Raw genomic sequence first — 15,054 nt, 5'->3', positions numbered from 1 at the left:
CCTCGGGCGGCGACAAGTGCGGGTCGGTTTTTCGGCTGCCTGCTGGTGGGGGTCGGTGCCGTGCCGGGGTGTCTCCTCGGGCGGCGACAAGTGCGGGTCGGCTTTTCGGCTGCCTGTACATACTCGTCGCCACCACTTGCGGGGACACCCCACCACGTCCCCTCCCGGCCGTGGCCGACTCCCGGCCGGTGGCCGGTGCGGGTCTGCTCATGCTGTGGGCGTGACGGTGGTGAGTTGGAGTGTGCGTCCGCCGACGAGGGGTGCGGTGAGGATGACGGTGCGGCCCTCGTGTTGCAGTGCCTTGCCGATGCGGGTGTGGCGGGCGTGCCACCAGTGGCGGGGTGCGAGGAGGGTGCTGAGGCAGTCGTGGGGTTCGCCGTTGACGGTGATGCGTTCGCCGTTTTCGCGGAGGCGGAGGGCGTGGCATGCGTAGCCGGTGAGGAGGGTGGCGAGGTTGCCTTCCATGATCTCGATGACCTGTCCGGAGGGCATGGGGCGCGGGTAGCTGGTGAGGAAGACGGTGCCGTGCGGGAGTTCGTACATGAGACGTACGGCGCGGTCTTGGACGCGGCGCATCACGAAGTGCTTCTGCTGGCCGTCGAGGACGGCGACGGGGAAGCCCGATGTGGCGGCCCACCCGTGGGGGTCGTAGAAGACGTCCTCGGGGTCGGCGGGAATGAGGACGGTGTGGTCGCGCGGCACGGGGCTGCTCCATGGGTCAGTGGCGAGTGACGGCGTAGGTGAGGACTCACCGGGCGCAGATCCCGGTCACCGCCGCCACCCGGAGGGGCGGGGCACGAGCTGGTGAAGCGTCTGCGGTCGTAGAACGAGAAGGGGCTCGGGGCCGATGACCAAGGTGCTGCCGTCGACGAAGAGGAGATGGCGGCGGTCGCGGCCCACGGCGCGCAGGTCCCCGACAGTGCGGTACGCGCTGCCGACGACGAGGACATCGTCCACACGGACGGTGCGCGCGGTCACCGCGACCGGCGCGAGCAGCCACGCAGGGGTGCGGCCCTTCACGGCGGGTTCACCACGCGCAGGGTGGGCGCGGGGTCGACGGGTTCGGGTTCGTCGGTGCGGCGTTTTCCGGCGCCGGTGAAGACGGTGATGGCGCGGGCGACCGTCTCCCCGGTGACGTCGGCGCGGATGGCGGCGAGGGGGAGGTAGGCGCCGTGTCCGGGGCAGAGCCATACGGGTTCATGCCAGGGGTAGCGTGCGGTGGGCAGGTAGCGCATGACGGGGCCCACGTGGCCGCCGCCCTCCACCTCGCACTGGGGGCGGGTCACCGGTACGCCTCCGGTGTCTGTTGGCGTACGGCGTCCAGTGCGGCCCGCAGCGCTTCCGGTGGGGTGCGGGTGTGGTCGTTGCCGCTGAGCCAGTGGACGCCGGGACCCTGGGTGCGCTGGGGGCCGGGCATGAACAGCCAGGCGCCGATGCTCAGATACTCAGTGCCCGGCCCGAACCCCCTGTCCGTGTCGCAGGGGATCAGGAAGACGAAGTCCCCGTCGTCGTAGTAGACCGCTGCGGTGTCGCCGAGCTGGGCGAGCGCCGGTCGGCCCAGCGTTGCAGGCATGCGCACTGCATCCCACTCGCGCCCAGCAGGCCGCATCTCCCAGCGCATCCGCCCGGGCGGAATCTCGGCCCTCACCGGACCGGCCCTCCGGCCCGCGCACGGCAGCGGCGGCACTCGCATGGTGGCCACACCTGGGAGATCAGCGGGCCGCCTGGTGTGGGGTCGACGGCAGGCAGCTTTGTGCGAACACCAGTTTCCGTGTTGAGGCGATAGACCCGCAGAGTCATGCCGCGCTGCGGTGGGAGGACAGCGGTGTGAGCGGCGCTATTCACCGGGCCCCCTCATTCTGAGAACCCAGGGCCACGTCGAACGCGTGGTGAGAGCGGTGCGCTATGCCTGCGGGTCCGCGAGAAAACCGGCTCTTTTTGTTGAATCACCCGTGCAGAATCGTGTGACAGGCGGTGTTTTCTCGATATCGCGCCGGTAATCTCACGGTGAGATGACTTTCTATCCCGTCGTGAATCGGGGGCCATGATGAGGGCCATTTTGGTACCCGTCGAGTTGCCCGACTGGGCATGGCAGCGCGCCGAGGTCCGGCAGTCCCTTCGCGTGCGCGACATCGGCGCGGTCTTCCGCTACGTCCAGCAGTACGGGGGCGCCAGTCAAGCGCGGATCGCCACGGCGGTGGGTATGACGCAAGCACGAGTGAACGAGATCATCAACGAGCGGCGCGAGGTGACGCGGCTCGATGTGTACGAGCGCCTCGCGGATGGTCTCTCCATGCCCGACGATGCCCGGCATCTGCTCGGTCTCGCGGCAGCACGGGAAGCACGCAGTGGCGGAGCCGTATTCGATCTCGCTGCGTTCCCTGAAGTGGTCCGCGTCTACTCCACTCAGGCAGCCGCGACGGAGGAGATCCGTCAACTGACGCGCGCCGCGAAGGAACTGGATGTCCTCGCCGTGCGGGGGCTCGGCCTTATCGGGTTGAACGATTCGTTGCTGCGATCCTCCCTCGCCCGCGAAGACGGGTTCAGCCCTCGTGTACGGGTGCTCCTTCTGGACCCGGAGGCCCCGGCGTTGGCCAAGCGCGCAGCGGAAATCGGGGAGTCCGCCGAGTCCCTCGCGGGAGGAGTACGGCTCGCGGAGGCTCGGCTGCGTGAGCTGAGCAGCGAGGGTGAGGTACACGTCTACCGCTACCGGCTGCTGCCTACCTGGCGCATCATCCGCCTGGACTCGATCATGTTCGTGTCTGCTTTCGACGCGGGGTGGGAAGGCCACGAGTCGGCGATCTACAAGGTGATGGAGACGCCACACGGGCCGCTCTACCGCGGCTTTCGGCGTATGTTCGAGGCCATCGCGGACGAGGGCAACCGCACGGTCTGAGCGGAAGGTGACGTAGCGGTGATCGAAGCGGAGTTGAAGGCGTATGTGCGGGCGCCGGAGGAGGTCATGCGTCGCTTGGAAGCGCGCGGAACGGGCCGGGCCGAGGTCTACCAGGACACGTACTACGACGACCCGTCCGGCGGGCTTGGTGACCGGGACGAGGAACTGCGTGTCCGCACGGTGCACGGCACCGACACGACTCGCTCCGTGCTCACCTTCAAGGGCGCCAAGGTCGATGAGGCGTCGGGCTCGAAGCCGGAACACGAGACGGGCGTCGACGATCCGGACGCCGTGCACAAGCTGCTTCGCGGACTGGGCTACGCGCCGGTCATCGCCTTCGAGAAGCGGTGCCGCAACTACGACCTGGAGGCCCGTGGACGGCGGATGCTGGCCACTCTCGTGCGCGTTCCCGAGATCGACGGGACGTTCCTCGAAGTGGAAACGCTGGTGGACGAGGACGAGGACGGGGACGTGACGGCCGCACTCGATGACGTGCGCGTGGTGCTCGCCGAACTCGGCATCGCCGACGAGGACCTGACGACCGAGCTGTACACCGACGCCGTAGCCGCGCACCGGGCCCGGTAGACAGCAGGGCCCCGCGTTCGACCGCACGGATCGTTCCGTAAGAGACACCGGAGCCGTACGCCAGCTCCCTCTGGGGCAGCTTGGCCTGCTGCCGCGCTGCGGCGGCGTGCTCACCAGCGCGCGGCGGGCCCCGGTGGCTATGCCATGGTGAGGCGTCACAGCAAGCGACGTAGGAACGACCATGGGTGATCACCGTAAGCTGGACCCGGACCCGGACCCGGACCCGGACCCCGGCCAGGGCAAGCCTCCCCCGGGCAGCGCCGACGGCGAGGTCCCGAAGTCGCCACCCAGCGGCGGCGAGCACAAGAAGGACTGACGAGGTGACCCCCTGCTCCCGCTACTCACGGCAACGGGCCCGCCTGGCGCGGGAGATGGAGCAGGCGGGCTGTGGCCTTCCCGCGCGCCGTGGATCAGAGGGGCGATGGCCGAGGCGCTGCCGCGTCGTCACCCCGTGGGGACGGTTGGGGAACGTGGCCCTGACCGTCGCGGACGACGGCGTATCCGCCACCGGGTGGGTACAGGGTCTGGCCGCCTTCATGCCCGCACGCGGAACCGGCCACGGCCTCTCCCGCGACGAGGTGCCCGGCAGCTGGGCCACCGCCTGGCCGACGAACTCGACACCGCATGGCGGCAGTGGGAAGCCGTCGGCTCTCCCTCCCTCTACGACATCGGCATGACCCGTACCCGCGAGGAGCAGTACCTGTGGCTGGGAGACACCCCCGGCGCACACCGCTGGCTCGCACCCGCACCGCAGCCGACCGTGTCCGCCGGGGGCTGAGACGCCGTCACACAGGCCGCAGCCACACCGTCGCCAGTGGCGGCAGGACCGGCGCGATGGAGACGGGGCGGCCGTGGGCCGGGTGGGGGTCGCGCTTCAGGGGTTCGGGGTTGAGGATGCCGCTGCCTCCGTAGCGCAGGTCGTCGGTGTTGAGGACCTCGCGCCAGGTCTCCCACTCCTCCGGCACACCGAGCCGGTAGCCGGGCCTGGGCACGGGCGAGAAGTTGGAGACGGCCACCAGCGGACTGCCGTCGGCGGCGAAGCGCAGGAACGCGAAGACGTTGTCCTCGCTCGCGCCCCCGTCGATCCAGGAGAAGCCGCCCGGATCCGTGTCCCGCTCCCACAGCGCGGGCGTCCGCACATACTCCTGGTTCAGCGCGCGCACCACGTCCCGCACCCCGCGGTGGTCGCACTCGGCGGCGTAGGCGGAGTCGAGCAGCCACCAGTCGGGCCCGTGGCCCTCGGCCCATTCGGCGCCCTGCGCGAACTCCTGCCCCATGAAAAGGAGTTGCTTGCCGGGGTGGGCCCACATGAAGCCGAGGTAGGCGCGGTGGTTGGCGCGCTGCTGCCACCAGTCACCCGGCATCTTGGCCACGAGGGAGCGCTTGCCGTGCACGACCTCGTCGTGGGAGATGGGGAGGATGTAGTTCTCGGAGTAGGCGTAGACCATGGAGAAGGTCATCTCGCCGTGGTGGTACTTCCGGTGAACGGGCTCCTTGGTCATGTACGTCAGGGAGTCGTGCATCCAGCCCATGTTCCACTTGAACCCGAAGCCGAGGCCGCCGAAGCCGCCCTCGCCCACATGGTGCGTGGCCCTGGTGACGCCGTCCCACGCGGTGGACTCCTCGGCCGCCGTGATGACGCCGGGGCAGCGCCGGTAGACCGTCGCGTTCATCTCCTGGAGGAAGGCCACCGCGTCCAGGTTCTCCCGGCCGCCGTGCTGGTTGGGGGTCCACTGGCCGTCCTCGCGCGAGTAGTCGAGGTAGAGCATCGAGGCGACGGCGTCCACGCGCAGCCCGTCGATGTGGAACTCCTCGCACCAGTAGACGGCGTTCGCCACCAGGAAGTTGCGCACCTCGCGGCGCCCGAAGTCGAACTCCAGGGTGCCCCAGTCGGGGTGCTCGGCCCGCGCCGGGTCGGCGTGCTCGTACAGCGGCGTACCGTCGAAGCGCGCCAGCGCCCACTCGTCCTTCGGGAAGTGCGCGGGCACCCAGTCCATCAGCACCCCGATGCCCGCGCGGTGCAGCTCGTCGACCAGGTACCGGAAGTCGTCCGGGGTGCCCAGGCGCGCGGTGGGCGCGTAGAAGCCGGTGACCTGGTAGCCCCACGAGCCGCCGAAGGGGTGCTCGGCGACCGGCATCAGCTCGACGTGCGTGAAGCCGAGGTCCTTCACATAGGCGGGCAACTGCTCGGCCAGCTCGCGGTAGCTGAGCCCAGGGCGCCAGGAGGCAAGGTGCACCTCGTACACCGACAGCGGCGCGGCGTGCGCCGGGCGGTCGGCGCGGGCCGCCAGCCACGCGGCGTCGTCCCACTCGTACGTGGAGGCTTCCACGATCGACGCGTTGGCGGGCGGGCACTCGGTGCGACGGGCCATCGGGTCGGCGCGCAGGGCGCGGGCGCCGTCGGGCCCCGTCACCTCGAACTTGTAGAGCGCGCCCGCGCCGACGCCCGGCACGAACAGCTCCCAGATCCCGGCGGAGCCGAGCGAGCGCAGCGGCAGCGCCGTGCCGTCCCAGTAGTTGAAGTCACCGGCCAGCCGCACGCCGCGCGCGTTCGGCGCCCACACGGTGAAGCGGGTGCCCGCCGTGCCCGCGTACGTCATGGGGTGCGCGCCCAGGACCCGCCACAGGTCCTCGTGACGTCCCTCGGTGATCAGGTGCAGGTCCAGTTCGCCGAGCGAGGGCAGGAAGCGGTACGGGTCGGTCAGCCTGACCTCGTCCTCGCCCGGCTCAGCGCCGTAGCGCACCAGCAGCTCGTACTCCGGCACCTCGGTCATCGGCAGCACCCCGCCGAAGAACCCGTCGCCCTCGTCCCGCAGCTCGGCCCGCAGGCCCCTGGACAGGACGGTGACGGCGCGCGCGTACGGGCGGAGTGTGCGGAACGCGATGCCGCCGCGTACGGGGTGGGCGCCGAGGTGCGCGTGCGGGTCGTGATGTGCTCCGTCGAGCAGCCGACGCCGCTCGCCCTCGGGCAGCGGCGGCGCGGGCCGCACGCCGTGCTGGCTGCCGCCGGGTCCGCCGGGTCCGTCGGTTCCGTCGGGTTCGGCGGACTTCCCGGGCGCGACGGGTTCCCCGGGTGCGGCTCCAGCTCCGGGCCCGGTTCCGGTTCCGGTCGCGGTACGGGGCCGCGCCTGTGCCGGGGTCCTGGCGCCGGGCCTGGCGGCCCTGGGCCGGGGCGCGGTCGTCCGGGGCTCGGCCCCCGCCCCCGCACCGGTACCGGCCCCCGCACCGGTACCGGCCCCCGCACCGGTACCGGAACTCGTACCGGTACCGGAACTCGTACCGGAACCCGAACCCGTACCGGAACCCGAACCCGTACCGGAACCCGTACTCGTACCCGTGTCGTCCGTCCCGCCCCCCGCAGGACGTTCCACGTCGGCGCCGTCCCCCTCGGAGCCGGGCTGGAAGGTGGCCGGGACGCGGGGCGCGTCAGGCCCTGAGCGGGGGTGGGGCTGAGGGGCGGTCACGGTGGAAACCTCCAGGTGATGTGCGGGTTCGTCGAGGTGGCGTGGGAACGCGAGAAGGGGCTCACCCGTGGGGAGAGGACGCCGCCGCGAGCCTGCGCACGGCGGACAGGGGAATGGGCAGCCAGGCGGGCCGGTGCCGCGCCTCGTACAGCACCTCGTAGACGGCCTTGTCCGTCTCGTAGGCGCGCAGCAGCACCGCGTCGTCACGCGGGTCGGTGCCGGACGCCTCGGCGTAACCCGAGCAGTAGGCGTCCCTGTTGGCGGCGGCCCACCCGCGCGCCCAGGGGTCGCCGGGGCCCGAGGGCTGCTGGCTGGCGGCGTAGTCGAAGGAGCGCAGCATGCCCGCGACGTCGCGCACGGCGGGCTGCGGACGGCGCCGTTCAGCGAGCGGCCTGGCGGGCTCGCCCTCGAAGTCGATGACGCTCCAGTGGCCTTCGCCGTCCCCGAGCACCTGGCCCAGGTGCAGATCGCCGTGCACGCGCTGGGCCGCCGCCGCGTGGCCGCGCCGCCCCAGGTCGGCGACGGCGCTGAACGCGTTGCGCAGCTCCGAGTGGTACGGGCGCAGCGCGGGCACCGCAGCCGTCGCCGCCTTCAGCCGCTCGGCCATCCCGGCCGCGACCTGCTCCAGTTGCCCCCGGCGCAGCACGACCGTGGGCAGCGCCTCGGCCAGCCCCGTGTGCACCTGCGCCGTGGCCCGGCCCAGCGCGTACGCCTCCTCCGTGAAGCCGCGCCGCCCGGCGAGCGCGGCCAGCGCGAGCTGCCAGCCGTCCCGGTGCCCCGGCAGGAAGGGCTGGAGCACGCCCAGGGTGAGCGGTCCGGCCCCCGCGCTGGCCTCCCGTACGACGGCCTCGAACCAGGCGGTGGGCGCGGGCACCCGCTCCGCGCCGGGCGAGCCGTGCCGGGCCAGCGCCAGCGGGAGTTCCAGGTCGGGGTTGACGCCGGGGCCGACCCGGCGGAAGAGCTTGAGGATGTAGGCGGAGCCGTAGACCACAGAGGAGTTGGACTGCTCGGCGGTGAGCGGGCGCGGCGCGAGGCCCGAAGGGATGGTGGCCGTCTCCTCGCGGGTGAAGCGCAGCGGCCCCAGCTTGCCCGGGGCGCGCAATCGTTCCAGCAGCAGTCCGGCGAGCCGTGGGTCGTCCAGTGCCTCGTAGACGGCGCGGCCGTTCAGCGGGCCCCCGGTGGGGCGGCCGATCAGCGCCTGGGCGAGCGGGGGAGGCAGCACGTCCCGGACGCCGAGCAGCAGTTGGTAGCAGTCGGCTGAGGAGCCGGGCGCGTGCCGCTGCGCGGGCGCGGCCGAGGGGCCCGGCGCTGCGGGCGGCGCGGGCTGCCTCGCCCGCAACAGCAGATGGAGCAGTCCGGGCGCCGCGCCCCCGGCGGCGCACGGCAGCAGTTCGGTCACGGAGACGAGGCCGAAGCCCGAGATGGGGCGGCCCTTCCCCGCGAACCAGCGTTGCCGCGGCAGCCATTCGGCCAGCAGCGGCGTGAGCGAGCGCAGGAGGGCCTGCCCTGGACCCGGCACGGCCCCTCCGGCACTGTCCGGGACCGCGGTGAGGGGCAAGGAGCTTTCCGACATGGCGTCCTTTCCCCGGGCACACGAAAAGTACGCAGAGTGTCCCGGATTGCGGCGTGAACTGTCCGGCTGTGCGGGACGTGTCGAGTGATATCGACCGTGCGGGCTATCGGCCGTACGGGCTACGGGTGTCTCCCCGGAGCACGTCGTGGAACCGCCGGGAGCGGGGCGACGTGCCCCGGAACCGGGAGCCGCACGGGCCCCGGGCGCGCAGTGATGGGGAGAAGAGTGCCCATGGAGCCCGGGGCCAATCGCCCTCGGGCTCCTTTACGGGGCCGGGTACGGGACGCGGGGGAAACCGCGCGTCCGTTCCCCTGGACGCACGGCTGTACGTCCCCGGCCGCGACGCCGTGCGTCCGCGCCGTCGGACCGTGGTGTCAGGGCTGGCGGACTGCACCGTCGGACCGGTGCCGTCGGATCCGCGCCGTCAACCCGTACCGTCGGTCAGTCCTGCTTGCGCAGCCTGAACCAGTAGAAGCCGTGACCGGCCAGCGTCAGCAGGTACGGCCACTCGCCGATCGGCGGGAAGCGCACCCCGCCGATCAGCTCGACGGGGACCCGCCCGTTGAGGGCCTGGAGGTCCAGTTCCGTCGGCTGCGGGAACCGGGAGAAGTTGTGCACGCACATGACGAGGTCGTCCTCGTGCTCGCGCAGGAAGGCGAGGACGGCCGGGTTGGACGAGGGCAGCTCGGTGTACGTGCCGAGCCCGAAGGCCGGGTTCTGCTTACGGATCTCGATCATGCGCCGGGTCCAGTGCAGCAGCGAGGACGGGCTGCTCATGGCCGCTTCGACGTTGGTGACCTGGTAGCCGTAGACCGGGTCCATGATCGTGGGCAGGAACAGCCGGCCCGGGTCGCAGGAGGAGAAGCCCGCGTTGCGGTCGGGGGTCCACTGCATGGGGGTGCGCACCGCGTCGCGGTCGCCGAGCCAGATGTTGTCGCCCATGCCGATCTCGTCGCCGTAGTAGAGGATCGGCGATCCTGGGAGGGAGAGCAGCAGGGCCGTGAACAGCTCGATCTGGTTGCGGTCGTTGTCCAGCAGGGTGGCCAGCCGCCGCCGGATGCCGATGTTGGCGCGCATGCGCGGGTCCTTGGCGTACTCCGCGTACATGTAGTCGCGCTCCTCGTCGGTGACCATCTCCAGGGTCAGCTCGTCGTGGTTGCGCAGGAAGATGCCCCATTGGCAGCCCGAGGGAATCTGCGGGGTCTTGGCGAGGATCTCCGAGACGGGGTAGCGGGATTCGCGCCGTACGGCCATGAAGATCCGCGGCATCACCGGGAAGTGGAAGGCCATGTGGCACTCGTCGCCGCCCCGCGCGAAGTTGCCGAAGTAGTCGACGACGTCCTCCGGCCACTGGTTGGCCTCGGCCAGCAGCACGGTGTCGGGGTAGTGCGCGTCGATCTCGGCGCGCACGCGCTGGAGGAAGGAGTGGGTGCGGGGCAGGTTCTCGCAGTTGGTCCCCTCCTCCGCGTACAGATAGGGGACCGCGTCGAGCCGGAACCCGTCGATGCCCAGGTCCAGCCAGAACCGCAGGCCGGAGATCATCTCCTCCTGGACGACGGGGTTCTCGTAGTTGAGGTCCGGCTGGTGCGAGAAGAAGCGGTGCCAGTAGTACTGCTTGCGTACGGGGTCGAACGTCCAGTTGGACGCCTCGGTGTCCACGAAGATGACGCGCGCGTCCTTGTACTGCTTGTCGTCGTCGGCCCATACGTAGTAGTCCCCGTACGGCCCGTCCGGATCGCGCCTGGACTCCTGGAACCACGGATGCTGGTCGCTCGTGTGGTTCATGACGAAGTCGATGATGACCCGCATGCCCCGCTGGTGCGCGGCGTCCACGAACTCGACGAAGTCGGCGAGGTCGCCGAAGTCGGGCAGGACGGCGGTGTAGTCGGAGACGTCGTACCCCCCGTCCCGCAGCGGCGACTTGAAGAACGGCGGGAGCCAGAGGCAGTCGACGCCCAGCCATTGCAGGTAGTCGAGCTTCGCGGTGAGGCCCTTGAGATCGCCGATGCCGTCGCCGTTGCTGTCCTGGAAGGAGCGGACGAGTACCTCGTAGAAGACCGCCCGCTTGAACCACTCGGGGTCGCGGTCCCTGGCGGGGGTGTCCTCGAAGGTGTCGGGGACGGGCTCATTGACGGTCATGATCGGGTGACCCTCCGGTCTGTGAGGACGGTCGCAGGGTGAAGATGTGCGCCGCTGCCAGGGAGTCACCCCCCGGTGCCAGGCGCACATAGTTGACCCTGCCCCAGTGGTAGGTCTCGCCGGTGAGCTCGTCGCGCACCGGGAAGGACTCGGCCCCGCTCATCTGAGCGGCAGTAAGACCAAGTGCCGCGATGTCCAACGACACCGTCGCTTCGTGGGTGTGGTGGGGGTCCAGGTTGACCACCACGAGCACCGTGTCGGCGTAGGGCGTGTCGCAGTGCTTGGAGTACGCGATGACGTGGTCGTTGTCCGTGTGGTGGAAGCGCAGCGGACGCAGCCGCTGGAGGGCCGGATGGCGGCGGCGCAGCCGGTTCAGCGCGGTGATCAGCGGGGTCAGGGTGGTCCCTGCGTGCTCAGCCGCCGCCCAGTCGCGCGGGCGCAGCGCGTACTTCTCCGAGTCCAGGTACTCCTCGCTGCCCGGCCGCAGCGGGGTGTTCTCGCACAGCTCGTAACCGGAGTAGACCCCCCAGGACGGCGACAGCGTCGCCGCCAGCACGGCCCGCGCGGCGAAGGCGGGACGGCCGCCCTCCTGGAGGTAGGCGTGGAGGATGTCGGGTGTGTTCACGAAGAAGTTCGGCCGCATGTACGCGGCGGATTCCCCCGCCAGCTCGTTCAGATAGCCGGTCAGCTCCTCCTTGCTGTTGCGCCATGTGAAGTACGTGTACGACTGCTGGAAGCCGACCTTTGCCAGCGTGTGCATCATCGCGGGCCTGGTGAACGCCTCGGCCAGGAAGATCACGTCGGGGTCGGCGCGGTTGATGTCGGCGATGACCTTCTCCCAGAAGACCACCGGCTTGGTGTGCGGGTTGTCGACGCGGAAGATCCGCACCCCGTGGTCCATCCAGAACCGCAGCACCCGCAGCGTCTCGCGCACGATGCCCCGGTAGGCGCCCTCCGCGTCGAAGGCCAGCGGATAGATGTCCTGGTACTTCTTCGGCGGGTTCTCGGCGTACGCGATGCTCCCGTCGGCCCTGTGGTGGAACCAGTCGGGGTGCTCCTTGACCCACGGGTGGTCCGGCGAGCACTGGAGCGCGAAGTCGAGGGCCACCTCCAGACGCAGGGAGCGGGCCTTCGCGACGAAGTGGTCGAAGTCCTCCAGCGTGCCCAGGTCCGGGTGGACCGCGTCGTGCCCGCCAGCGGACGAGCCGATGGCCCACGGGCAGCCGACGTCGTACGGGCCCGCGGTGAGCGCGTTGTTCGGGCCCTTGCGGTAGGAGTCCCCGATGGGGTGGACGGGCGGCAGATAGACCACGTCGAAGCCCATCGCGGCCACCGCGTCCAGCCGCTGAGCGGCGGTCCGCAGCGTGCCGGAGACGGGCGGCTCGCCCTCGCGCACGACGGCGCCCTCCGAGCGCGGGAACAGCTCGTACCAGGAGCCGAACAGCGCCCTCGGGCGCTCCACCTGGAGCCCCATCGCGCGCGACGCCGAGACCAGCTCGCGCAGCGGGTACCGGTCCAGCACCGCCGTGACCTCGGGCGTGAGTGCGCCAGCCAGGCGGGTGGCGACCGGCCGCGAGGTGTCGCGCAGCGCGTCCACGGCCTCCAGGACGACGGGCCTGCCCGCGTTCTTGGGCACCCCGGCCGCCGCGCGCTCGTGCAGCGCGGCGCCCTCCTCCAGGGTCAGCTCCGTGTCGATCCCCGCCGGGATCTTGATCTTCGCGTGGTGCCGCCAGGTGCCGACAGGGTCGCTCCACGCCTCGACGGTGTACGTCCACCGGCCCTCCGCGTCCGGCGTGACCTCGGCGCCCCAGCGGTCGGTGCCGGGCGCGAGTTCGCGCAGCGGGGTCCACGGGCCGCTGCGGCCCGCCGGATCGCGGAGGACGACGTTGGCGCCCACCGCGTCGTGCCCCTCGCGGAAGACCGTGGCCGAGACCTGGAAGGTCTCACCGGCCACGGCCTTCGCGGGGCGGCGTCCGCAGTCGACGGACGGCTGGACGTCGAGAACGGGAATGCGACCAATCATGGGCTCACCTGGGTGCCTTGCGGAGGATGTGGTGGTATCCGCTCTTTCTATCTGCTCCGCCGGCGGCTTTCGGGCTGCGGGCATGGCCGCTCCTGTACGCGTTCACTCGGGTGGGGGCGTGGCGCCGGGGGAGCCGGAGAAACCTATCGAGATCCTGCCCAAGGGACATGGGAGGGCAATCCGCCTCAACATGAACTACTAGTACGTAGCCGAGGGCGGCGGAAGTACCTGGTCGTACGGAGAAACAGCATGGCGCGAACCCGCCCCGCGACCAGGTGCGGCAGCGGGGCGGGTTCCTCTTGCGCGGCGGCCGCAAGGGCCGTATACGGTCCGCGTCTCACCCCTTGGGCGTGGTCAGCGTGGGGCGGGGCGGCGTGGGCATGCCCGCGCCGAGGAAGAAACTGGGGTGCGGCGGCTGGTTGTAGGCGGTGTTCTGCCAGGCCAGGCCCGTCCGGTACATGCGGTCGTGCAGCAGCGTCGTCACCCGCTGGCTGGTCTCGTGCGGCGTCGAGTAGATCCGCAGCGCCGAGTTGTCCGACGTCGGCCACACGACCTCTTCGCGCCAGTCGCCGAGGAGGTCGCCGGAGAGCGAAGGAGTCGCCTTGGTGCCGTTGTTGGAGTGCACACCGGAGCCCGTCAGCAGCCGGGTGTCCGAGCTGGTCCCGTACTTGTCGATGTGCGTGCCGTCCAGCAGCTCCCGCACCGGGTCACCGTCCCACCAGGACAGGAAGTTGATGCTGGACGGCTTGCGGCCCTTCGCGCCGCCGCCCTCGTCGCGGATGGAACCGTCGGCCGCCGACCACATCTCGGCGCCGTCGCTGCCCGACCAGATGTCGCCCGCCACACCCCGGCCGTTGTCGCCGCCCGGCGAGGTCTGCCACAGCACCTGGCCGCTGCGCGCGTCGGCGAACCAGGAGCTGGGCTTCGAGGAGTCCTCGGAGACCTTGAAGTATTCGAGCCCCGGGCGGGACGGGTCCAGGTCGCCCAGGTGCCCCGCGTCGCCGTGCCCGAGCTTCGTCGTCCACAGGCCCGCGCCGTTGTCGTTCACCGCCATCGCGCCGTAGACGATCTCGTCCTTGCCGTCCTGGTCCACGTCGCCGACCGACAGGCTGTGGTTGCCCTGGCCGTCGTAGCCCTTGCCCACGTTGGTGGAGCTGTTCGAGTCGAACGTCCACTGGCGGGTGAGCTGCCCGCCGGAGAACTTCCAGGCGGAGAGCGTGGACCGTGTGTAGTAGCCGCGCGCCGTCACCAGCGAGGGGGTCTGCCCGTCCAGATAGGCGGTGCCCGCGAGGAAGCGGTCCACGCGGTTGCCGTAGCAGTCGCCCCACGCGCAGACGTCGCCGCGCGCCGTCACATAGTCGACGGTGTCCAGCGCCGCGCCGTTCGCGCCGTCGAAGACCGTCAGGAACTCGGGGCCCGACAGCACATAGCCGCCGCTGTTGCGGTAGTCGGCGCTGGAGCTGCCGATGACCGTGCCCCGGCCGTCCTTCGTGCCGTCCGCCGTCTTCATGGCGACCTCGGCGCGCCCGTTCCCGTCGTAGTCGTACACCTGGAACTGCGTGTAGTGCGCCCCCGAGCGGATGTTGCGCCCCAGGTCGATGCGCCACAGCCGCTGGCCCTCCAGCGTGTAGCCGTCGACGAGGGTGTTGGCCGTGGTGCCCGACTGGGAGTTGTCCTTGGCGTTCGTCGGCTGCCACTTGAGGACGAGATCGAGATCGCCGTCGCCGTCGAGGTCGCCCACGGAGGCGTCATTGGCCTCGTACGTGTAGCCGCTGCCGCCCGCCGGGGTCTGGAGCGGCACGTCCAGATAGCCGCTGGTGAACTTCTTCCCGACGGCCGACCTGCTCTGCTCCGTACCGTTCACGACGGCGGCGACGGTGTAGTCCGAGCCCGCGGCGGCGCCCTTGTCGAGCAGGTTGGTGCTGCCCGTGACGGGCGAGGAGTTCACCTTCGTGCTGCCCCGGTAGACGTTGAAGGCCACGTTGTCGGGGTCGGTGCCCAGCCAGCGCCAGCTCACGAGGTTGCCGTCCCCGCTGCGCACGCTGACCACGCCTCGGTCCAGCGCCTCCGCCTGCACGGCGGCCGCCGCCCGTGGGGCGGCGCCTCCGGCGGCGTCCTCGGCGCCGGTCGTGGCCGCGTGCGAGAAGGCGGTCAGCCCGGCGGCGATGACGGCGCCCGCCGCTACGGCCGCCGCCACGGCGCGGCGGCGGGCTCTTCGCCCGCGCTGTCCTGCGTGGCCGGTACGGCGGCCGGTAGGGGGTCCGGTGCGGGGGGAGTCCACGGTTGCCTCCTGGGGACGGTGCGGGGACGGGGATGTTTCGCACCGCTGTCGCCGCCGGTGCGGGAAAGGTTGCCGGTTGCCGGGGAGGGGGTG

The 15,054-nt window shown here is 71.1% G+C and carries 12 protein-coding genes; 3 read left to right on the top strand and 9 right to left on the bottom strand.

Annotation, left to right across the window (positions count from 1 at the left end):
• Positions 1–207: 207 nt before the first annotated feature.
• The 4 genes from ACYVOO_RS17895 to ACYVOO_RS17880 all read right to left on the bottom strand — a co-directional run bounded on the left by ACYVOO_RS17895 (position 208) and on the right by ACYVOO_RS17880 (position 1,573).
• On the bottom strand, positions 208–702 hold the full coding sequence (locus ACYVOO_RS17895) for a hypothetical protein (protein WP_461016623.1): 495 nt from the start codon (positions 700–702) through the stop codon (positions 208–210).
• Positions 703–768: 66 nt separating this feature from the next.
• Positions 769–1,020 (bottom strand): hypothetical protein, encoded by a 252-nt coding sequence (locus ACYVOO_RS17890; protein WP_461016622.1) that lies wholly within the window; start codon positions 1,018–1,020, stop codon positions 769–771.
• The gene (locus tag ACYVOO_RS17885) at positions 1,017–1,286 is read right to left on the bottom strand and encodes a hypothetical protein (RefSeq protein ID WP_461016621.1); all 270 of its coding nucleotides are present in this window, start codon (positions 1,284–1,286) and stop codon (positions 1,017–1,019) included. The genes ACYVOO_RS17890 and ACYVOO_RS17885 overlap by 4 nt, the downstream gene beginning before the upstream one ends.
• On the bottom strand, positions 1,283–1,573 hold the full coding sequence (locus tag ACYVOO_RS17880; protein WP_461016620.1) for a hypothetical protein: 291 nt from the start codon (positions 1,571–1,573) through the stop codon (positions 1,283–1,285). Before ACYVOO_RS17880 ends, ACYVOO_RS17885 begins: the two co-directional genes overlap by 4 nt.
• A gap of 471 nt (positions 1,574–2,044) precedes the next feature.
• On the opposite strand from ACYVOO_RS17880, the gene ACYVOO_RS17875 reads away from it, so the two are divergent.
• The 3 genes from ACYVOO_RS17875 (at position 2,045) to ACYVOO_RS17865 (ending at position 3,797) form a co-directional block, all read left to right on the top strand.
• A complete protein-coding gene (locus ACYVOO_RS17875) occupies positions 2,045–2,896 on the top strand; it encodes a helix-turn-helix domain-containing protein (protein WP_461016619.1) in 852 nt (283 codons plus the stop codon).
• Positions 2,897–2,914: 18 nt separating this feature from the next.
• The gene (cyaB, locus tag ACYVOO_RS17870; protein WP_461016618.1) at positions 2,915–3,481 is read left to right on the top strand and encodes a class IV adenylate cyclase; all 567 of its coding nucleotides are present in this window, start codon (positions 2,915–2,917) and stop codon (positions 3,479–3,481) included.
• 181 nt (positions 3,482–3,662) lie between these two features.
• The gene (locus ACYVOO_RS17865; RefSeq protein ID WP_461016617.1) at positions 3,663–3,797 is read left to right on the top strand and encodes a hypothetical protein; all 135 of its coding nucleotides are present in this window, start codon (positions 3,663–3,665) and stop codon (positions 3,795–3,797) included.
• Positions 3,798–4,266: 469 nt separating this feature from the next.
• Here ACYVOO_RS17865 and glgB read toward each other — a convergent pair whose 3' ends face one another.
• The 5 genes from glgB to ACYVOO_RS17840 form a co-directional block, all read right to left on the bottom strand.
• A complete protein-coding gene (gene glgB, locus ACYVOO_RS17860; protein WP_461016701.1) occupies positions 4,267–6,471 on the bottom strand; it encodes a 1,4-alpha-glucan branching enzyme in 2,205 nt (734 codons plus the stop codon).
• 535 nt (positions 6,472–7,006) lie between these two features.
• A complete protein-coding gene (locus ACYVOO_RS17855) occupies positions 7,007–8,518 on the bottom strand; it encodes a maltokinase N-terminal cap-like domain-containing protein (protein ID WP_461016616.1) in 1,512 nt (503 codons plus the stop codon).
• A 441-nt stretch (positions 8,519–8,959) separates the two neighbouring features.
• Positions 8,960–10,657 (bottom strand): maltose alpha-D-glucosyltransferase, encoded by a 1,698-nt coding sequence (gene treS, locus ACYVOO_RS17850; RefSeq protein WP_461016615.1) that lies wholly within the window; start codon positions 10,655–10,657, stop codon positions 8,960–8,962.
• On the bottom strand, positions 10,644–12,680 hold the full coding sequence (locus tag ACYVOO_RS17845; protein WP_461016614.1) for an alpha-1,4-glucan--maltose-1-phosphate maltosyltransferase: 2,037 nt from the start codon (positions 12,678–12,680) through the stop codon (positions 10,644–10,646). The genes treS and ACYVOO_RS17845 overlap by 14 nt, the downstream gene beginning before the upstream one ends.
• A gap of 337 nt (positions 12,681–13,017) precedes the next feature.
• The gene (locus tag ACYVOO_RS17840) at positions 13,018–14,877 is read right to left on the bottom strand and encodes a rhamnogalacturonan lyase (protein WP_461016700.1); all 1,860 of its coding nucleotides are present in this window, start codon (positions 14,875–14,877) and stop codon (positions 13,018–13,020) included.
• Positions 14,878–15,054 lie beyond the last annotated feature (177 nt).

The organism is Streptomyces daliensis (assembly GCF_054782395.1).
Note: the sequence above shows the minus strand (reverse complement) of the source record. Positions and strands in the feature narration are given on the sequence as shown.